The organism is Streptomyces sp. NPDC056600 (assembly GCF_042792855.1).
In the GTDB taxonomy this organism is placed as follows: Bacteria; Actinomycetota; Actinomycetes; order Streptomycetales; family Streptomycetaceae; genus Streptomyces.
Genome location: NZ_JBHTVQ010000057.1, coordinates 16,289 through 36,842, shown reverse-complemented (window position 1 = coordinate 36,842; position 20,554 = coordinate 16,289). Strand labels below are relative to the sequence as shown.

The following is a 20,554-nucleotide window of genomic DNA, read 5'->3' as shown; positions in this document are numbered from 1 at the left end:
CCGCCTCATGACGGTCGTCCTCAACCAGTCCTTCACCGGCGTCGGCATCGGCGCCGTCCTCCTGCTCGTCGCCCTCGGCCTCACCCTGACGTTCGGCCAGATGGGCGTCATCAACATGGCGCACGGCGAGTTCATCATGGCCGGCGCCTACACCACCTACGTCCTGCAGCAGGCCGTCGACGGCACCGGCGTCTCCCTGCTCCTCGCGCTGCCGCTGGCCTTCCTCGTGGCGGGCACGACAGGCGCACTCCTGGAGTGGCTGCTCGTCCGCCGCCTGTACGCCCGGCCCCTGGACACGCTCCTGGTCACCTGGGGCGTCTCCCTGATGCTCCAGCAGCTCGCCCGCGACGTCTTCGGCGCCCCCAACGTGCAGACCCGCGCCCCCGACCTGCTCACCGGCAACGTCTCCGTCGCGGGCATCACCCTCGCCAACAACCGGCTGGCCATCCTCGGCCTCGCCCTGCTGAGCGTGCTCGCCCTCACGCTCGTCCTGCGGCTCACCCCGCTCGGCCGGCGCATCCGCGCCGTCGTGCAGAACCGGGACCTCGCGGAGGTCTCCGGCATCGCCACCGGACGGGTGGACCGCACGACGTTCTTCATCGGCTCCGGCCTCGCCGGCGTCGCCGGCGTCGCGCTCACCCTCGTCGGCCCCATCGGTCCCACCATGGGCACCAACTACATCGTCGACGCCTTCCTCGTGGTCGTCGTCGGCGGCATCGGGCAGCTGAAGGGCAGCGTGATCACCGCCTTCGTGCTCGGCGTGCTCCAGTCGGTGCTGGAGTACTCCACGACCGTCAGCGTCGCCAAGGTCGCCGTGCTGGTGGCCATCGTCGCCTTCCTCCAGTGGCGACCCCAGGGCCTGTACACCCTGCGCACCCGGAGCCTGGCATGACGACGACCACCCCGCGCACGACCGACGCCCGCACGACCGCCCCGCCCGGCACCCCGTCCGCGACCCGGCCGCGGGCGTCCACGTCACGACGCCTGCGGGTGCCGGCCGCCTTCCTGCTCGGCGCGGTGCTGCTGCTCGGCGCCGCCCCGCTCGCCCTCACCGACTCCCGGCTCAACCTCCTCGCCAAGTACCTCTGCTACGCGATCGTCGCCGTCGGCGTCAGCCTCGCCTGGGGCCGCGGCGGACTCCTCGTCCTCGGCCAGGGCGTCTTCTTCGGCCTCGGCGGCTACGCCATGGCCATGCACCTCAAGCTCGCCGACGCCGCCACGGCGGGCGAGAAGCTGCCGGACTTCATGCTGCTCTACGGGACCTCCGACGCGTTGCCCTGGTGGTGGCAGCCGTTCGCCGACCCGGTCTTCGCACTCGCCATGACGGTGCTGCTCCCCATGACGGTGGCCGCGCTCCTCGGCTTCCTCGTCTTCCGCCGTCGGGTGAAGGGCGCGTACTTCGCGATCCTCAGCCAGGCCCTGGCCGCCGCACTGTCCATCTGGCTGGTCGGCCAGCAGGCCACCACCGGCGGCACCAACGGCCTCACCGGCATCCAGGGCTTCTTCGGCTACGACCTCGCCGACCCCGTCAACCAGCGGATGGTCTACCTCGTGATCGCGGCGGCGCTGCTCCTGCTCATGGCGGCCGCCCGCCAGCTGTTCGTCAGCCGGTACGGCGAACTCCTCGTCGCCGTACGGGACTCCGAGGAGCGCGTCCGCTTCCTCGGCTACGACCCGGCCAACGTCAAGCTCGTCGCCTACGTGGTCGCGGCCGGCATGGCGGGTCTCGCCGGCGCCCTGTTCGTCCCGGCCGTCGGCATCATCTCCCCGGCCCTGATCGGGATCGTGCCGTCCATCGGCTTCGTCATCGGCGCCGCGGTCGGCGGCCGGGCCTCACTGGTGGGGGCGGTGCTCGGCGCGGTCGCGGTGGCCTGGGCGCAGAGCACCCTCTCCGACGCCTTCCCCGCCGCCTGGACGTACCTCCAGGGGCTGCTCTTCGTCCTGATGGTCGGCTTCCTGCCGGGCGGACTGGCCTCCCTCGGCGCGCTGCGGCGCACACGGCGACGCGTCGCCCCGTCGTCCGCCGAGGGCCCGGCTTCCGCGACTTCGGTCGTTCCGACCGCATCCACGAGGGAGACGGCATGAGCGGCGCGGGACTGACCGTCCGGAACCTGCGGGTGACCTTCGACGGATACACCGCCGTCGACGGCGTCGACCTGGACATCGCACCGGGCGACCTGCGTTTCCTCATCGGCCCGAACGGTGCCGGCAAGACCACCCTGGTGGACGCCGTGACCGGTCTGGTCAAGGCCAGCGGGTCGGTCCGCTTCGGGGACGACGAGCTCCTCGGCAGGCCCGTCCACCGCATCGCCCGGCTCGGCATCGGACGCACCTTCCAGACGGCCACCGTGTTCGAGCAGCTGACCGTGGAGCAGAACCTGGACATCGCCGCCGGAGCGGGACGCGGCGCCTGGACGATGCTCCGACGCCGCAAGGCCGTTCCCGAGCGGGTCGAGCGGGCTCTGGAGACCACGGGCCTGGCGGACCTGCGCGACCGCCCGGCGGGCGTGCTGGCCCACGGCCAGAAGCAGTGGCTGGAGATCGGGATGCTGCTGGTGCAGGACGTGCGGCTGATGCTGCTCGACGAACCGGTGGCCGGCATGAGCCATGAGGAACGCGAGGCCACCGGCGAACTGCTGCGGCGGGTCGGCGAGGACCACACGGTGGTCGTCATCGAGCACGACATGGACTTCATGCGGGCCTTCGCCCGCAGCGTCACCGTCCTGCACGCCGGCAAGGTGCTCAGCGAGGGGTCGGTGGCCGAGGTCCGGGCCGACGCCAAGGTCCAGGAGGTCTACCTCGGCCGGGCCTCCGCGCCCGACGCCGACGCCGACGCCGCTCCCGGGCCCGGGCCGGGAGCGGGGCCGCGGGCCGAGCCGCGCCGCGAACCGGAGGCCGCCCTCGGCGTCTCCGGGCCCACCGCCCCCGCAGCATCCGCCACGTCCGTCACACCCACCCCGTCCGCCGCCTCCGTGACCTCCGCGCCCGAGGAAGGGTGACGCCCATGCTGGAGATCGACGACGTCCACGCCGGCTACGACCGCACCACCGTGCTGCACGGTGTGTCCGTCACCGTCCCGGAGGGCGGCGTCACCGCCGTCCTCGGACACAACGGCGCCGGCAAGAGCACCCTCCTGCGCGTGGCCATGGGCCTGCTCCGGCCGCGGAGCGGCACGGTCCTGCTGGACGGCGAGGACATCACCCGCCTCGCCCCCCACCGGCGGGTGACCCGCGGCATGGCGTACGTCCCGCAGGGCCAGCAGTCCTTCCCGCACCTCACCACCGCCGAGAACCTGCGACTCGTCGCCGACGGGCGCGGGTACGGCAGGCGGGCCGTCGCCGAGGTCCTGGACCTCTTCCCGGCCCTGCGCGAGCTGTCCGGCCGCCGCGCCGGTCTCCTCTCCGGCGGACAGCGCCAGCAGCTCGCCATCGCCCGCGCCCTGATCACCCGCCCCAGGCTCCTCCTCCTCGACGAGCCGACCGAGGGCATCCAGCCCTCGGTGGTGGCCGACATCGAGGAGACGATCCTCGCCCTGGCCCGGGGGCACGGCCTGTCCGTCCTCCTGGTGGAACAGCACGTCGGGTTCGCGATGCGCGCCGCCCAGCGCTACCACGTGCTCGAGGCAGGCCGCGTGACATCCACCGGCACGGGCGGAACGACCTCGGAGCGGACCGTCCGGGAGGCCCTCAGCGTGTGAGCGCCGACGGCCCGGGTGAGACGACCGGGCCGAAGGGACGCGGTGGTCGCCGGACGTCCACCGCGTCGGGCGTCACGGTGTCCGGTGGCCCCCGCCCCCCGCCCCGTCTCTCCAGGTCGCCCAGGTGCACGGCGGGATCGCCTTCCACGGCGTCATGGGCCGGCCCGGTGAGCGGTCCGCTCACCCGACTGGTCCCGCACCGGCCGGCCGCCGCCGGGGGAGTGATGAGGCATGCGCAGGCTGCTGAATGACGTGTTCCGCACGCTGTGGCCGCGGGGCGAGGAGCTCCACGGCCCGCTGCCGCCCCTCCTGCTGGTGCTGACGGTGGCGACCGGGCTGGTCGACGCGGTGAGCTATCTGGCCCTGGGGCACGTGTTCGTCGCCAACATGACGGGCAACGTGGTCTTCCTCGGGTTCGCCCTCGCCGGCGACAACGACCTTTCCGCACCTGCCTCGCTCGTCGCGATCGCCGCCTTCCTCCTCGGAGCGGTGGGCGGCGGAAGACTCGGCGCCCGGTTCGCCGGGCACCGCGCGCGTCTGCTGGCAGCGGCCACGGCCGTCGAGACGGCGCTGACGGCGGCCACCGTGGCGGTGGCCGCCGTGCTCGACGCAACGCTGACGCCCGGCGTCCGGTACACGCTGATCGTCGGTCTGGCTCTCGCCATGGGCCTGCAGAACGCCGTCGTCCGGCGCCTGGGCGTCCCCGATCTCACCACGACCGTGATGACGCGGACCCTCACCGGCCTGGCCGCCGACTCCCCGGCCGCCGGGGGCGCGGCCCCGAACCCCGGACGCCGGATGCTGTCGGTGGCCGCGTTGTTCCTCGGCGCCCTGCTCGGGGCTGCCCTGGTCCTCGGCGGCGGCCTCGTGCCGTCTCTCGCCCTGCCCCTGGTGGTGCTGGCGGCGGCCACCGCGGCCGCGTTCCGGTACCGGACCGTCGACGCACCCTGGGTGCGGCCGAAGCCCTGACGTCCCGTGCACCGGGTCCTGCCGCCGGAAGGGCGACGGCCGACGTCGGCTCGCCGAACGCCTTGGGCCTGGTGCCGGCGACCACCTCTGCGTCGGGCCAGGCAAGGCCGCCTTCTGGAAGGACGCGGTCCGGTCGACGCCGGTGCCCCCGACATGGGGCATCATCTGGCCCATGAGCAACCCCCCTCCTGCCGCAGGCCCGAACGACGACACCGGCCGCGGGCGCGCGGCGGTGCGCAGGGAGCGGATGACCGGCAGGGACCCGGCCGAGCCGGGACGCACCGCCACCCCGCTGGAGCTGCTGTTCGACCTCACCTTCGTGGTCGCGGTGGGCACGGCCTCCTCCCTGGCCGCCGAGATGCTGGCCGAGGGACACCTGAGCGACGCGGTGACCGCCTTCGGGCCGGCGATGTTCGCGATCGTCCTCGCGTGGATCAACTACAGCTGGTTCGCCTCCGCCTTCAGCACCGACGACTGGCTGGACCGGGCGCTGACGATGCTGCAGATGATCGGGGTCGTCGTCCTCTCGCTCGGACTGCCGGCGCTGTTCCACTCCGTCGAGGAGGGGGAGCACCTGGACCTGAGAGTGATCGTCGCCGGCTACGTCGTGATGCGTCTCGCGATGCTCCTCCAGTGGTGGCGTGCCGCCCGCGAGTCCCTGCACCACCGGCGGGTCGCCCTCGCCAACATCCGCTGGACGGCACTCGTGCAGGTCGGCTGGGTGGCTCTCGCCTTCGCGAGCCCGCCGCTCGCCGTCACCCTGGCCGCCTTCGGCGTCCTCGCGGCGCTGGAACTGCTGGTGCCCGTGTTCGCCCAGGGGAACGCCGGGGGCACCCCCTGGCATCCGCACCACGTCGCCGAGCGCTACGGCCTCTTCGCGATCATCACCCTCGGCGAGGGGGTGGTCGGCACGGTGGCGTCGTCCGGCGAACTGCTCGGCGGCGCCGACGGCACGCAGTGGACGGGTGACGCGATCGCCGTCGTGGTCGCCGGTGTCGGCCTGACCTTCGGCATGTGGTGGGTGTACTTCACCGTTCCGTTCGGCGAGATCCTCACCCACCGCCGCGGGCGCGGATACCTCTTCGGCTACGGTCACATCCCGCTCTACGCGGCCGTCGCCGGCACCGGCGCGGGCCTGCACGTGGCGGGACTCTCCCTCGAACACCACGCCGAGATCGGCGAGGTGGCGGTGGTGCTGCTCCTCGCCCTCCCGACAGGCGTGTATCTGCTCACGGTCCACGTGCTGCGCGCCCTGCTGCTGTCCGGCTGGGACCGGTTCCACCTGCTGACCACGTCCCTGACCCTGGCGATCCTGGCCGCCGCCGTCCTGATGGCGGCCGCGGGCACGGGCGTCGCGGTCTGCCTGCTGGTCGTCATGGCGGCCTCCTTCGTCCCCGTCGTCGGCCACGAGACCGCGGGCCGCGACCACCAGCGCCGCCTGCTGCACCGCCTCCGCGAGGCCGACGCCCGGTAGGGCGGGGCAGGCTGTCGGCGCCCTGCGCGAGGATGCGGGCGTAGGTCGGCCTGCCCCGGCAGGGGCTTCCCGGAGCCGTCCTGCTTTCCTGGCCCAGGACGAGGGGGTGCGCGGTGGGGCGACCGGTGACGGACGAGGAACCGACGGCGGAGGAGTGGCGTCGACGGCACCACGAGAGCCGGCAGTGGCGCGGGCGGCCGCCGGGCGAGGAACTGCGCCGCCGTCTGCGCCACAGCAACGTGCTCGGCCTGCTCGACTACGACAGCGACCTGGTGCACGACCTCGACGCCGCGGAGCCGTCGGTGCAGCGCGCGGTGGCCTCGCTGGCCGCCCGGCGCGCCTGCGAGGCGGCGGGCCTCGCCGAGGTGCCGTGGATCGCCCGGGCGCTCACCGACCTGGCCGAGGGACGCCCCCTGGGGTCGCCGTTCGACGACCAGGCCCTGATGTGGCAGATGCTGCGCTCCGACCCCGCCGTGCCGAAGCGCGCGGTGACGAAGGGTATGCCTCCCGCCCGGCCGCCGTACTTCCCGCCGCCTCCGGAACCGACCGGGTGGGAGTGGGTTCCGGAGGCGGAGCTGAGCGACGACGACCCGGAGGGCACGGAGACCGGCCGGTTCCTGGGCAGGTGGGTACGGACGGCGCCGGCCGGCGGCAGGCGGTCGCCGTCCGCCTCGCACGAGGTCCACGTGGTGCGCATGGCGGTCCCGGCCGGTGACCCCGCCGCCCCGGGGCTGATCTCCCAGCCGCACTTCGCGCTCCCCGCGGTCCCGGGCGCCGCCGAGGCCGACCCGCTGAAGGCGGCGGTGGAAGCGGTGTGGCACGCGGTGAACGGGTGCGGCGAGCGCTGGCCGGAACTGCTGGAGGAGATCCGGGCCGTCCTTGCCGGGAGCGCCCGCGCGGGGGAGTAGGCGGGCGCCTCCGCGGCACGACGAGCCGGCTCCCCAGCCCCAGCGGTGCCTCTCGCCCCGGCGTCCCGGCGGCGCTGTGCACCGCACCTTGCGGACGCGCATCACCTCCACCCCACGGGCGCCCGCCTCGCCGGCCCGTCACTGCGCACGTCTGTGTCACCGGAAGGCCCACCGGGCGACCGCTCCCCCTGGGTTACCTCAAGTACCGTGTCTGCACGCGGACTTGAGGGGGGCATGGACGTGCACTACGGGGAACGCGAAGTGCTGCCGGCGTGTTCGGCGAACCCGCGGATGGGGACCAGGGAGGGCTTCGACGTCCAGCGGCAGGTGGAGGCGGTGGTACAGGACTTCCGCTCGAGCGACCCGCCCATGCCCGTCGTCGTCCTGTACTCGGACGACGACACCGGTGCGCGGAGCATCGCGACGGACCTGTGCGAGGTGCAGAAGAGCCACGGCACCAGGTGCGCGGTCCCGTCGGCGATGGCAGGAGGGCGTCGGCGGGCACGGCCCGACGAGGGCGCGGGGACCGCCGACGTCAGAGCGGAGGGGCTGCGCAACGCGATCCACGCGGTCGGTGAGCTCAGCGACCCGAAGAAGTGGAACGGCGTCGGCTCGCGCGCCGACCGGGACCGTTCGGACTACCGGCGGTACGCCTTCCCCCGGACCCGCTTCGTCGTCGCGGTCGACGACGCCGTGAGGAGATGGGCGGAGTCGTCCTCGGCGGGCGAGCCGGACCGGCGGGCCTCCGAGAAGGCGTTGCTGAGGGCGTTGGTGGAGGGCCGTCGTCCCCAGTTCTCCCACTGGGTGCCGCGGCGAACGGTCAGCGACATGAGCCACGTGTTCCCGATGATCATCACGACGGTTGTCGCCGCCACCCTGGCGGCGACCCTCGCGGACGTCTCGGGACTCACGGCGGCGCTCTGCGGCACCGGCCTCGTCGCGCTGCTCCTGATCCTCAACTTCGTGCCGCGGAGCATGCCGGTCTTCCAGTGGCTGCGCAGGGAGTGTCGTTGGTTCATGACCACCACGTTCCTGCGGGCGGCCGCCGCGCAGAGCCGGCCCGTCGCGGTGTCGCCGTTGCGGCCGTTCCGGTCCCGGGACGCCGTCGCGGCGCGCCTGTACGAGGTCGCCCAGGCCATGACCGACAGCCAGGAGAAGGACGCGTTCCGGCTGCGGCTGCACGTGCTGGCCCTGCTCGAGGACCTGCGCGACAACCACCGCCGGTGGAGCTGGGACCTTCGCGGGTTCAAGCGGCTCCGGCCGCCCATGTTGTTCCTTCCGGTGGCGGACGCGGACAACGGTGGAATCGAGCTCATCAAGGCCGTCAGCGACATCCGCAGCCGTCGTAGTGAGCTCGACCCGCTGCTGGTGGTCGCCGCCGTGCCCCGCGGCGGCATCGACCTCCTGAGACGCAGCCTCCCGGCGGACGGGGGAGCGGGAACGGCTGGGGACGGACGTGCGCAGGAGGGCGGCCAGGCGCAGCTCTCCGACTGGCACATGGAGTGGGCCGTCAGCCTGCGCGTGGGCCAGTCCCCGAGCCACTGGGGCGGTCTGCCCTGGGTGGCGAGAATCCGGGTGCCCGACAAGGAGGACCAGAGACCGCCGGACAGGGAGCAGTGCGTGAGGGCGTCCGCGAGGCGCACCGTCGCCCGGGTCGTGTGGTCCGCGCAGACGCTCGTCCTGTCGCTGGCCCTGATGGCCGGGGGCACCGTCGTGTACGCCGACGCGCTGTCCGACCGTCACTGCTCCACCACCTGGCTGACCGCGAACCGGGACACCCGCCGCAAGGCCGCCGTCGGCGACCGCACCGAGGAATGCGTCGGGATCGCCACGGGAGGGGTCCGGTTCTCCACGTGGCTGCCGGGCGGCGACAGCGAACCGGTCGACGGGGAGGCCTCCCGCTCGGGTGGTGCGTCCTGGACCCTGTCCCAGCTGGAGACGAGGATCGCGGAGCAGAACGAGAAGGCCCTGAGGGAAGGCCGGGGCACGTACGTCACGGTGGTCTACGCGGGGCCGCTCAGTGCCGACGGACGACGCGCCTACTCCCCCGTGAAAGGGCTGGAGGAGCTCGGCGGTGTGTACCTCGCCCAGGCGGTGGTGAACCAGGCGTCCAGTGTGAAGCTGCGTGTGCTGGTGGCCAACGGGGGCGTCGACCTGGGTGATCAGGTCGAGATGGCCGAGCTGATCGCGGCGTACGCGGAGCGGGACCCGACACTGGTGGGCGTGGTCGGGACGGGCCGGGACCTCGACTCCAGCGCGAGGACGACGCGGATCCTCCAGCGGGCGGGGTTGCCCGTGGTGTCCGGGACCAACTCCGCCACCTACCTGCCCAGGCAGTTCTCGAACTGGTTCAGCCTCGCCGCGCCGGACGAGTGGCAGACCTCCCAACTCGGCCTGATAGCACGGCAGCTGCGCCGGGCGGCCGGGGGCCGGAAGCCGTCCGCGATGGTGGTCGCCCGCGACACCAAGGCCTCCGACGACCGCTACACGGAGGAACAGGCCCGCTACGGCGGAGAGATGCTCGACCGGGAGGACTTCGCCCTGCAGGATCCGTTGTCGTACGCCCTCAGCCCCGGTGGCGACCCCGAGTTCCGGGGGCCGGCCGGGAAGATCTGTGAGAGCGCCGATGTGCCGTCGGTGATCTACTTCGCGGGCCGGGTGGAGGACGTCAGCCCGTTCATGGAACAGCTGGGCACGCACGCGGGATGCGCCGACCGGAAGATGTCCGTCATCACCGGTGACGACCTGTCCAAGGCCGTCTTCGCGCCCGGCAGCGAGAGCGTGGCTCCCGAGGTCACGCTCTACCACGCGGCGCTGGCCGAGTTGGGCAAGGCCGCCCGGAGTACGGAGTTCTACAACCAGGCCGCGGAGTACCTGCCCGGCGTCGGCGACACGGTGCGCTACGACTCGCCCGCGCTGGCCAGCGGGCAGACCGCCCTGTCGTACGACTCGACCCGCGCCCTGTTCGACGCGGCCTCCCGTGACGACACCGCGCAGAGCAGGAGCTCCACCTGGGTCAATCTCCGGGCCGTCCGGCTTCATGGAATGGCCACCGGCACGATCGACTTCCGACAGGCGCCGCTCTACGCGGGCCGCGAGGGGCACAGCATCGCCCTCATGGAGGTCCGACGTCTCGAGGACGGTTCCTCGCACTCCCGTGTGGTGTGCAGCCGGGTGGCCGGGGACACGCGGCCGCTCACGGAGAAGGAATGCGCGATCGCCGACGGGGGCGTCGACTGAGCCCCGGTGCGGTCCGGAGCCGCAGGCGCCGTCGCACCCCGCCCGGAGACGTGCTTCCGGCCGGCGGGGGCGACGGCATCCCGACGTCAGATGTCGCGGAAGATCTCGATCTGCGCGCCCACCGAGTTGAGGCGGGCCGCGAGGTCCTCGTAGCCGCGGTTGATGACGTAGACGTTGCGCAGCACCGACGTGCCCTCGGCGGCCATCATCGCGAGGAGGACGACCACGGCCGGGCGGAGCGCCGGCGGGCACATCATCTCCGCGGCGCGCCAGCGGGTCGGACCGTCGACCAGGACCCGGTGCGGGTCGAGGAGCTGGAGGCGGCCGCCGAGGCGGTTGAGGTCGGTGAGGTAGATGGCCCGGTTGTCGTAGACCCAGTCGTGGATGAGGGTCTGGCCCTGCGCCGAGGCCGCGATGGCGGCGAAGAACGGCACGTTGTCGATGTTCAGGCCCGGGAACGGCATCGGGTGGATCTTGTCGATCGGCGCCTCCAGCTTGGAAGGCCGGACGGTGAGGTCCACCAGGCGGGTGCGGCCGTTGTCGGCGCTGTACTCGGGGGAGCGGTCGTGGTCCAGACCCATCTCCTCCAGGACGGCGAGCTCGATCTCCAGGAACTCGATCGGCACGCGCCGCACGGTCAGCTCGGACTCGGTGACCACGGCCGCGGCCAGCAGGCTCATCGCCTCGACCGGGTCCTCGGAGGGCGAGTAGTCGACGTCCACGTCGATCTCCGGCACGCCGTGCACGGTGAGCGTGGTGGTGCCGATGCCCTCGACCTCGACGCCCAGCGCCTCCAGGAAGAAGCACAGGTCCTGGACCATGTAGTTCGACGAGGCGTTGCGGATCACGGTGACGCCGTCGTGGCGGGCGGCGGCCAGCAGGGCGTTCTCGGTCACCGTGTCACCGCGCTCGGTCAGCACGATCGGGCGGTTCGGGGTGATCGTCCGGTCCACCTGGGCGTGGTACAGGCCCTCGGTGGCGGCGATGTCCAGGCCGAAGCGGCGCAGCGCGATCATGTGCGGCTCGATGGTGCGGGTGCCCAGGTCGCAGCCGCCGGCGTAGGGCAGCTTGAAGTCGCCCAGGCGGTGCAGCAGCGGGCCGAGGAACATGATGATCGAGCGGGTGCGGCGGGCCGCGTCCGCGTCGATGGACGCCATGTCCAGTTCGGCGGGCGGCACGATCTCCAGGTCCACGCCGTCGTTGATCCAGCGGGTCCGTACGCCGATGGAGTTGAGTACCTCCAGCAGGCGGTAGACCTCCTCGATACGGGCCACCCGGCGTAGGGTGGTACGGCCCTTGTTGAGGAGCGAGCCGCACAGCAGCGCCACGCAGGCGTTCTTGCTGGTCTTGACGTCGATGGAGCCGGAGAGGCGGCGCCCGCCGACCACCCGGAGGTGCATCGGCCCCGCGTACCCCAGAGAGACGATCTCGCTGTCGAGAGCCTCGCCGATCCGGGCGATCATCTCAAGGCTGATGTTCTGGTTGCCGCGTTCGACCCTGTTGATGGCGCTCTGGCTGGTACCCAGGGCCTCCGCCAGCTGTGCCTGTGACCAGCCGCGATGCTGTCGTGCGTCACGGATGAGGCGGCCGATGCGTACGAGATAGTCGTCTGCCATGTGACTGAGGCTATCTCAGATATGAGATGACGCATCCCGGGGGTGGGGTCCGTGGGGCCGGACGGGTGACGGAATCGTCCGTCCGGCCGACGGGTCAGCGCCGCCGGGTGGTGTGGCGGTAGCCGAACGGGCCGGGCAGGTCCATCGAGGTGGTCCGCCGGCCGTTGGAGTTGTAGGTGTGGCGCGGGCCGTCGCCGTTGCCGAACGTCAGGGACCACGACTTCTTGTTGATGTTCAGGCGAACGCCGGGCCATATGCGGAAGCTCTTGCGGAAGGTGAGCGGCACGGTTCGATCCCTTCGGGTCTTTTGGAGTTGTCTCCCTGCGGATACCCGGAGGGAGGCCTCGCATGGCTCCTTCTCCCGCCGCGACCCATGCCGGACGGGGCCGGGGCATGACCAGGCCGACCCTATGTACTAGAGTTATCTCGACATCGAGATATCTGTCGGAGGAACGCCGCTCGCCGCCTCCGGTAAGGCTTACCTAACTTAGCCTTGCCCTGGCTGATCGCCAAACCGGCGTGGCGGCACCGAGCGGCGCCGGTCGCACCCGGGTGCGACGCGGTCACGCGCACATGAATGAAGGAGACTGTCGTGTCGGCGAACAGCTTCGACGCCCGCAGCACGCTGCAGGTGGGCGACGAGTCGTACGAGATCTTCCGGCTGGACAAGGTGGAGGGCTCGGCCCGCCTGCCGTACAGCCTCAAGGTCCTGCTGGAGAACCTGCTGCGCACCGAGGACGGTGCGAACATCACCGCCGACCACATCCGTGCGCTCGGTGGCTGGGACTCGCAGGCGCAGCCCTCGCAGGAGATCCAGTTCACGCCGGCCCGCGTGATCATGCAGGACTTCACCGGCGTGCCCTGTGTCGTGGACCTCGCCACCATGCGTGAGGCCGTGAAGGAGCTCGGCGGCGACCCGTCGAAGATCAACCCGCTGGCCCCGGCCGAGCTGGTCATCGACCACTCGGTCATCGCCGACAAGTTCGGCACCCACGAGGCGTTCGCCCAGAACGTGGAGCTGGAGTACGGCCGCAACCGCGAGCGCTACCAGTTCCTGCGCTGGGGCCAGACCGCGTTCGACGAGTTCAAGGTCGTCCCGCCGGGCACCGGCATCGTCCACCAGGTGAACATCGAGCACCTGGCCCGCACGGTCATGGTCCGCGGTGGCCAGGCCTACCCCGACACCCTGGTCGGCACCGACTCGCACACCACCATGGTCAACGGCCTCGGCGTCCTCGGCTGGGGCGTCGGCGGCATCGAGGCCGAGGCCGCGATGCTCGGCCAGCCGGTCTCCATGCTGATCCCGCGCGTCGTCGGCTTCAAGCTGACCGGCGAGCTGCAGCCCGGCACCACCGCCACCGACCTGGTGCTCACCATCACCGAGATGCTGCGCAAGCACGGCGTCGTCGGCAAGTTCGTCGAGTTCTACGGCGAGGGCGTCGCCGCCACCTCGCTGGCCAACCGCGCCACCATCGGCAACATGTCGCCGGAGTTCGGCTCCACCGCCGCGATCTTCCCGATCGACGACGAGACGCTGAACTACCTCAAGCTCACCGGCCGCAGCGAGCAGCAGGTCGCGCTGGTCGAGGCGTACGCCAAGGAGCAGGGCCTCTGGCTGGACCCGTCCGCCGAGCCGGACTTCTCCGAGAAGCTCGAGCTGGACCTGTCCACCGTCGTCCCGTCGATCGCCGGCCCGAAGCGCCCGCAGGACCGCATCGTCCTGGCGAACGCCGCCGAGCAGTTCAAGACGGACGTCCGCAACTACGTGACGGACGAGATGGAGGCGAGCATCGAGTCCTTCCCCGGCTCCGACGCCCCGTCGACCCTCCCGGACGCCACCCCGTCCAAGCCGGTCCTGGTCACCGCCCCCGACGGCTCGACCTACGAGATCGACCACGGCGCCGTGACCGTCGCCGCGATCACCTCCTGCACCAACACCTCGAACCCGTACGTCATGGTCGCCGCCGCGCTGGTGGCCAAGAAGGCGGTCGAGAAGGGCCTGACCCGCAAGCCGTGGGTCAAGACCACCCTCGCCCCGGGCTCCAAGGTCGTCACCGACTACTTCGACAAGGCGGGCCTGACCCCCTACCTCGACAAGGTCGGCTTCAACCTGGTCGGCTACGGCTGCACCACCTGCATCGGCAACTCCGGCCCGCTGCCGGACGAGGTCTCCCAGGCGGTCAACGAGCACGACCTCGCGGTCACCTCGGTGCTCTCCGGTAACCGCAACTTCGAGGGCCGGATCAACCCGGACGTCAAGATGAACTACCTGGCGTCCCCGCCGCTGGTCGTCGCGTACGCCCTGGCCGGCTCCATGAAGGTGAACATCACCCAGGACGCCCTGGGCGCCGACCAGGACGGCAACCCGGTCTTCCTCAAGGACATCTGGCCCTCCGAGGCCGAGGTGAACGAGGTCGTGGCCTCCGCCATCGGCGAGGACATGTTCTCCAAGTCCTACCAGGACGTCTTCGCGGGCGACGCCCAGTGGCAGGCGCTTCCGGTCCCGACCGGCAACACCTTCGAGTGGGACCCGCAGTCCACCTACGTGCGCAAGCCCCCGTACTTCGAGGGCATGACCATGGAGACCACGCCGGTCGAGGACATCACCGGCGCGCGTGTCCTGGCCAAGCTGGGCGACTCGGTCACCACCGACCACATCTCCCCGGCCGGCGCCATCAAGGCCGACACCCCGGCCGGCAAGTACCTCACCGAGCACGGTGTGGAGCGTCGTGACTTCAACTCCTACGGCTCGCGCCGAGGCAACCACGAGGTCATGATCCGCGGCACGTTCGCCAACATCCGCCTGCGCAACCAGATCGCGCCGGGCACCGAGGGCGGCTACACCCGCGACTTCACGCAGGACGGCGGCCCGGTCGCCTTCATCTACGACGCCTCGCAGAACTACCAGGCCGCCGGCACCCCGCTGGTCGTCCTGGCCGGCAAGGAGTACGGCTCCGGCTCGTCCCGCGACTGGGCGGCCAAGGGCACCGCGCTGCTGGGCGTCAAGGCCGTCATCGCCGAGTCCTACGAGCGCATCCACCGCTCGAACCTCATCGGCATGGGCGTCCTGCCGCTCCAGTTCCCGGAGGGCCAGACCGCCTCGACCCTCGGCCTCACCGGCGAGGAGACCTTCTCCTTCACCGGCGTGACCGCGCTGAACGACGGCACCACGCCGCGCACGGTCAAGGTCACCACCGACACCGGTGTCGAGTTCGACGCGGTCGTCCGCATCGACACCCCCGGCGAGGCGGACTACTACCGCAACGGCGGCATCATGCAGTACGTGCTGCGCAGCCTGATCCGCAAGTAGATCTTCCGCCGCACCAGGCCGGGCCGCGTCCTCCTTCCCGGGAGGACGCGGCCCGGCCGTCGTTTTCGCGGGGTGTGACCCGGAGGTCTCAACTAGGAAAAGACCCGTCGCAACCCTGTGCGCGATCTTGTCCACGCGCGGAGAGTGGACTATACCTGTCGGGCATCGGCCGGGTCCGGAGGGAGGACGGGGAGGGGCAACACACCGAAGCCCTTGCCTTCCGCCCCTGCCGGGGCCCTGACGCTGTATGTGTTTCTGACATCACCCGCACCACCCCTGCACGACCCAGCTCGACCGACCGCGGTGCCGGGGAGGAACCGGTTCACCGCCTGAGTCCTGGAGAAGGCGAGGACTTTGCGCATGGGATCCACTTCCGCCGATGCCGAGAACAACACGACCGGTGCGGTCGACGGCGTAGGACGCCGTGACCTCATCAAGCGGTCCGCCGCGCTCGGCCTGGCCGCCGTGCCGGCCACGGGCTTCCTCTCCGCCTGCGCCAGCGGCGGCGGGGACGAGGCGACCGACACGTCCGGGCAGGGACCGAAGACCGCCAAGAACCCCCTGGGCGTCACGGCGAGCGCCCCGATGGAGTTCGTCCTCTTCAACGGCGGGTTCGGCAAGGAGTACGGCGAGGACGCCGTCAAGATCTACGAGAAGAACTTCCCCAAGTCCAAGGTGAAGTTCACCGCCACCCTGAAGATCCAGTCCACCCTGCAGCCGCGCTTCAACGGCGGCACCCCGCCGGACCTCATCGACAACTCCGGCGCCGAGCAGATGGACATGGGCGTCCTGGTCGGCCAGAAGCAGCTCGCCGACCTCACCCCGCTGCTGGACGCCCCGTCCTACGACGACCCGGCCAAGAAGGTCCGCGACACGCTGCGGCCCGGCATCGTCGAGATGGGCCAGTTCGACGGCGACCCGGTGTACATCATGTACTACGCGTACACCACCTACGGCGTCTGGTACTCGCAGAAGGCCCTCGACGAGCTCGAGGTGGAGTACCCGGAGACGTGGGACGACATGCTCGCCGTCTGCGCGAAGGCGAAGAAGAAGGGCACCGCGGGCTGGACCTACCCGGGCCAGTACCCCTACTACATCCCCTTCTCGCTCTACGCGATGATCGGCAAGGTCGGCGGCGCCGACGTGCTCAAGGCGATCGACAACCTGGAGCCCAACGCCTGGAAGCACCCGGCCGTCAAGGCCTGCTTCGAGGCGTACTACGAGCTCTACCGCAAGGGCTACATCCTCAAGGGCACGCCGGGCCTCTCGCACACCCAGTCGCAGGCGGCCTGGGCCGAGGGCAAGGCGCTGTTCATCCCGAACGGCTCGTGGGTGGAGAACGAGTCGGCGGACGTCATCCCGGCCGACTTCGGGGTGTCGATAGGAGCCCCCTCCGGCCTGGACAGCTCCGACAAGATGCCCTTCGGCACCCTGTGGGCGTCCGGCGCCGAGCCCTTCGTGGTCCCGGCCAAGGCCAAGAACCCGTCCGGCGGTATGGAGCAGCTGCGCATCATGCTCAGCGAGGAGTCGTCGAAGAACTTCACCTCCAAGGTGAAGTCGCTGTCCGCGCTGGACGGCGGCACCGACGGCATCGAGCTGACCCCGGGCCTGAAGTCGGGTGTCGCCGCGCTGGAGAAGGCGGGCGACAACATCCTCAACCCGCGCATCCAGGACTGGTACGTCGCCCTCCAGAAGGAGAAGATCGGCACCGGCGGCATCGGCGAGATGATGGCGGGCCGGCTCACCCCGGCCGAGGCGATCAAGAAGATCCAGGGTTACGCCGACGAGGCGGCCAAGGACGACTCCATCAAGCACTACAAGCACACGTGAGCAAGCGCACCTGAGCGAGCCCTGTGAGCCCGTCCGCCGGGCGCGGTCCGTCCGTCTCCTGACGCGCGGACCGCGCCCGGCGGAGGTCTCCACCGCCGTACCCACCGCCGCACAGATCGGGTCACCAGCGGATGCAGCACGGTAAGTACCGCTTCGTCGTCGGGTTCCTGACGGTCCCCCTGGCGTTGTACGCCATCTTCGTCGTCTGGCCGTTCATCCAGTCGATCTTCTACTCCTTCACCAACTGGTCCGGCCTGAGCCCGGAGTTCTCCATGGTGGGGATCGACAACTACACGCGCATGGTCGAGGACGACGTCTTCTGGAAGTCGCTCTGGCACAGCGTGCTGTTCGCGTTGGTCGTCCCGCTGGTGACCATCGGGCTGGCGCTGTTCCTGGCCTTCATGGTCAACGTGGGCGGCTGCAAGCGGCGCGGTGGTCCGGCGATCACCGGCGTGCGCGGATCGTCGTTCTACAAGATCGTCTACTTCTTCCCGCAGGTGCTGTCGATCGTCATCGTCGCCCTGCTCTTCCAGTTCATCTACAACCCGCGCAGCGGCGTGCTGAACGCCCTGCTGTCGGGGATCGGACTGGACGCGCAGCCCGAGTGGCTGGGCGACCCCGACCTGGCCCTGTGGTGCGTGATGGCCGTGGTGGTCTGGGCGACGGTCGGGTTCTTCGTGGTGCTGTTCTCGGCCGGTATGGCCTCCATCCCCGCCGAGCTCTACGAAGCCGCCCTGCTGGACGGCGCGAGCCGGGTCACCACCTTCTTCAAGGTGACCCTCCCGCTGCTGTGGGACACCGTGCAGTCCGGCTGGGTCTACATCGGCATCCTGGCCCTGGGCGCCGAGTCGTTCGCCGTGGTGCAGATCATGACGGTCGGCCCCGGCGGTCCCGACTACTCGACCACCGTCATGGTCCTGTACGTGTACCAGAAGGCGTTCCGTGACGGTCAGGCCGCCTACGCGACCACCATCGGCGTCGCCCTGCTCGTCGTCACGCTGGCGTTCTCCGCGCTCGTGATGCGACTGGGCCGCCGCGAGCGGCTGGAGTACTGAGAGAGATGAAGACCGACACCCCGCCGCCCGGCGACGACGCCGTCCTCCCCGGCCCCGGCGCCCTGACCACCCGCACCTCCGAGCGTCCGGAGCGCCCCGCGCGCCGCACCAAGGAGGGCGAGGGCAAGGTCCTCAACGTCTTCTCGCACGGCGTGCTGGTGCTGTGGGCGATCATGGTCACCCTGCCGCTGCTGTGGGCCGTGATGACCGCCTTCAAGGACAACCGGGCCATCATCAGCTCGCCCTGGTCGCTCCCGGACAGCCTGCGCTTCGACAACTTCACGCGGGCGTGGACCGAGGCGCAGATCGGCGACTACTTCTTCAACACGGTCGTCGTGGTGGGGGGTTCGCTGGTCGGCACGCTGGTGCTCGGCTCCATGGCGGCGTACGTGCTGGCCCGGTTCGACTTCCCGGGCAACCGGTTCGTCTACTTCCTGTTCGTCGGCGGGATGAGCTTTCCGGTGATGCTCGCCCTGGTGCCGCTGTTCTACGTGGTGAACAACATCGGCCTGCTCAACACCACCCACGGGCTGATCCTGGTCTACATCGCGTACTCGCTGCCGTTCACCGTCTTCTTCCTGACCTCCTTCTTCCGCACGCTGCCCACCTCGATCGCGGAGGCCGCCTTCGTCGACGGGGCCTCGCACACCCGGACGTTCTTCCAGGTGATGCTGCCGATGGCGAAGCCCGGCCTGATCAGCGTCGGGATCTTCAACTTCCTCGGCCAGTGGAACCAGTACATGCTGCCCACGGTGCTCAACACCGAGGAGGACCACAAGGTGCTCACGCAGGGACTGGTGCAGATGACGGCGGTCGCCGGCTACAAGAGCGACTGGGCGGCGCTCTTCGCCGGCCTGGTGCTGGCGATGCTGCCGGTGCTCGGCGCGTACATCGTCTTCCAGCGGCAGGTCGTCCAGGGCCTCACCGCGGGCGCGCTGAAGTGACGCGGGGCCGCCGGACCGCTCGGTCCGGCGGCCGTAAGCGGCACGAAGCACCCGTAAGCGGCCGCAAGCAGACCCCCGGAGTTCGCCTCCCGTTCAACGATCTGGTTCCACCTCTTGACGCAACGGTCGGCAAACCGATCAGCTTGGACTTCACTAGTTGGACAAGGCGGGGCCTCGCCGGAGCGGCCCCGTGCGGGAGGTCACCGTGGAGACTCCAGGCTCGCAGTCGTCACTGCACCGGGCAAACCTGGAGAGAGTGGTCAGAGCGGTACGTCTCGCCGGATCCCTGACCCAGGCGGAGATCGCCCGGACCACCGGTCTGTCGGCGGCGACCGTGTCGAACATCGTCCGGGAACTGAAGGACGCCGGGATGGTCGAGGTGACCCCCACCTCGGCCGGCGGCCGCCGCGCGCGGTCGGTCTCGCTGAGCGGGGACGCCGGGATCGTGGTCGGCATCGACTTCGGCCACTCCCACCTGCGCGTGGCACTGGGCAACCTGGCCCACCAGGTGCTGGCCGAGGAGACCGAGCCGCTGGACGTGGACGTCTCCGCGGACCAGGGTTTCGACCGGGCCGAGCAGCTGGTGCGCCGCCTGGCCGAGGGCGTCGGCGCCGACCGCGGCAAGATCGCCGGAGTCGGCCTGGGCGTGCCCGGCCCCATCGACCTCCAGTCCGGCACGCTCGGCTCCACGGCCATCCTCCCCGGCTGGCGCGGCACCCGCCCCGCGGAGGAGCTCGAGTCCAGGCTGGGCGTTCCGGTCCATGTCGACAACGATGCCAACCTCGGCGCGCTCGGCGAGCTGACCTGGGGCAGCGGCCGCGGCGTCAAGGACCTGGCCTACATCAAGGTGGCCAGCGGCGTCGGCGCCGGCCTGGTCATCGACGGCAAGATCTACCGCGGCCCCGGCGGCACGGCGGGGGAGATCGGGCACATCACGCTCGACGAGTCGGGCCCGGTGTGCCGCTGCGGCAACCGCGGCTGCCTGGAGACCTTCACCGCGGCCCGCTACGTGCTGCCGCTGCTGCAGCCCACCCACGGCCCGGAACTGACCATGGAGTCCATGGTGCGCCTGGCCAAGGAGGGCGATCCGGGGTGCCGGCGGGTGATCGGCGACATCGGGCGCCACGTCGGCAGCGGGGTGGCCAATCTCTGCAACCTGCTCAACCCCGGCCGGATCGTGATCGGCGGGGACCTCGCCGAGGCGGGGGAGCTGATGCTGGGCCCGATCCGCGAGTCGGTCGGCCGCTACGCGATCCCGAGCGCCGCCCGGCAGCTGTCCGTGGTGCCCGGCGGGCTCGGCGGCAGGGCCGAGGTGCTGGGCGCGCTCGCGCTCGCCCTGAACGAGGTCGGCGACGCGGCCCTGCTGGGGGGCACGCCGCTACGCTCCGTCTCGAACTCGTTCACTTAGAGAACACACTCCGTCGTTGCAATACCGTTAAGTATTCACTTCTTGACGCCAAACCAGAAAATCTTGTTGACTTCGGTCACTTACCTCGGCCGCGACGGTGCGG

General features: G+C 70.9%; 14 protein-coding genes and 1 pseudogene. 13 read left to right on the top strand and 2 right to left on the bottom strand.

The features are described 5' to 3' along the window. Positions 1-7: 7 nt before the first annotated feature. The 8 genes and pseudogenes from urtB (at position 8) to ACFRAV_RS24810 (ending at position 10,288) form a co-directional block, all read left to right on the top strand. Positions 8-892 (top strand): urea ABC transporter permease subunit UrtB, encoded by an 885-nt coding sequence (gene urtB, locus ACFRAV_RS24845; RefSeq protein ID WP_382558467.1) that lies wholly within the window; start codon positions 8-10, stop codon positions 890-892. Then, complete coding sequence (gene urtC, locus ACFRAV_RS24840) at positions 889-2,085, top strand: urea ABC transporter permease subunit UrtC (RefSeq protein ID WP_382558466.1); 1,197 nt, start codon at positions 889-891, stop codon at positions 2,083-2,085. The genes urtB and urtC overlap by 4 nt, the downstream gene beginning before the upstream one ends. After that, positions 2,082-2,846, top strand: a pseudogene (gene urtD / locus ACFRAV_RS24835) (urea ABC transporter ATP-binding protein UrtD); the annotation flags it as partial. The gene urtC and the pseudogene urtD, both read left to right, overlap by 4 nt. A 158-nt stretch (positions 2,847-3,004) precedes the next feature. Further along, positions 3,005-3,697: an urea ABC transporter ATP-binding subunit UrtE gene (gene urtE, locus ACFRAV_RS24830; protein ID WP_382558465.1), complete on the top strand. Its 693-nt coding sequence runs from the start codon at positions 3,005-3,007 to the stop codon at positions 3,695-3,697. 231 nt (positions 3,698-3,928) lie between these two features. Next, positions 3,929-4,666 (top strand): YoaK family protein, encoded by a 738-nt coding sequence (locus ACFRAV_RS24825; protein WP_382558464.1) that lies wholly within the window; start codon positions 3,929-3,931, stop codon positions 4,664-4,666. Between the two features lie 172 nt (positions 4,667-4,838). After that, positions 4,839-6,140: a low temperature requirement protein A gene (locus ACFRAV_RS24820; RefSeq protein ID WP_382558463.1), complete on the top strand. Its 1,302-nt coding sequence runs from the start codon at positions 4,839-4,841 to the stop codon at positions 6,138-6,140. A 125-nt stretch (positions 6,141-6,265) separates the two neighbouring features. Next, positions 6,266-7,048: a hypothetical protein gene (locus ACFRAV_RS24815; protein ID WP_382558462.1), complete on the top strand. Its 783-nt coding sequence runs from the start codon at positions 6,266-6,268 to the stop codon at positions 7,046-7,048. 234 nt (positions 7,049-7,282) lie between these two features. Further along, positions 7,283-10,288, top strand: a complete 3,006-nt coding sequence (locus ACFRAV_RS24810; RefSeq protein WP_382558461.1) for an ABC transporter substrate-binding protein — start codon at positions 7,283-7,285, stop codon at positions 10,286-10,288. Positions 10,289-10,374: 86 nt separating this feature from the next. Here the strand turns inward: ACFRAV_RS24810 and ACFRAV_RS24805 are convergent, their stop codons facing one another. Both ACFRAV_RS24805 and ACFRAV_RS24800 read right to left on the bottom strand, forming a co-directional pair. Next, a complete protein-coding gene (locus ACFRAV_RS24805; protein ID WP_382558460.1) occupies positions 10,375-11,904 on the bottom strand; it encodes a UDP-N-acetylglucosamine 1-carboxyvinyltransferase in 1,530 nt (509 codons plus the stop codon). A 94-nt stretch (positions 11,905-11,998) separates the two neighbouring features. Continuing rightward, positions 11,999-12,190 (bottom strand): DUF4236 domain-containing protein, encoded by a 192-nt coding sequence (locus tag ACFRAV_RS24800; protein WP_351116656.1) that lies wholly within the window; start codon positions 12,188-12,190, stop codon positions 11,999-12,001. Positions 12,191-12,481: 291 nt separating this feature from the next. On the opposite strand from ACFRAV_RS24800, the gene acnA reads away from it, so the two are divergent. From acnA to ACFRAV_RS24775, 5 genes are all read left to right on the top strand, one after another. Continuing rightward, positions 12,482-15,214, top strand: coding sequence for an aconitate hydratase AcnA (gene acnA, locus ACFRAV_RS24795; protein ID WP_382558459.1), 2,733 nt, complete (start codon positions 12,482-12,484; stop codon positions 15,212-15,214). Between the two features lie 360 nt (positions 15,215-15,574). After that, positions 15,575-17,044 (top strand): N-acetylglucosamine/diacetylchitobiose ABC transporter substrate-binding protein, encoded by a 1,470-nt coding sequence (gene ngcE, locus ACFRAV_RS24790; RefSeq protein WP_382558458.1) that lies wholly within the window; start codon positions 15,575-15,577, stop codon positions 17,042-17,044. A gap of 131 nt (positions 17,045-17,175) precedes the next feature. Further along, positions 17,176-18,099 (top strand): carbohydrate ABC transporter permease, encoded by a 924-nt coding sequence (locus tag ACFRAV_RS24785; protein ID WP_382558457.1) that lies wholly within the window; start codon positions 17,176-17,178, stop codon positions 18,097-18,099. Positions 18,100-18,104: 5 nt separating this feature from the next. Next, positions 18,105-19,043 carry a carbohydrate ABC transporter permease gene (locus ACFRAV_RS24780; RefSeq protein WP_382558456.1) on the top strand — a complete coding sequence of 313 codons (939 nt, stop codon included), beginning with the start codon at positions 18,105-18,107 and terminating at the stop codon, positions 19,041-19,043. Positions 19,044-19,248: 205 nt separating this feature from the next. Then, complete coding sequence (locus ACFRAV_RS24775; RefSeq protein WP_382558455.1) at positions 19,249-20,451, top strand: ROK family transcriptional regulator; 1,203 nt, start codon at positions 19,249-19,251, stop codon at positions 20,449-20,451. Positions 20,452-20,554 lie beyond the last annotated feature (103 nt).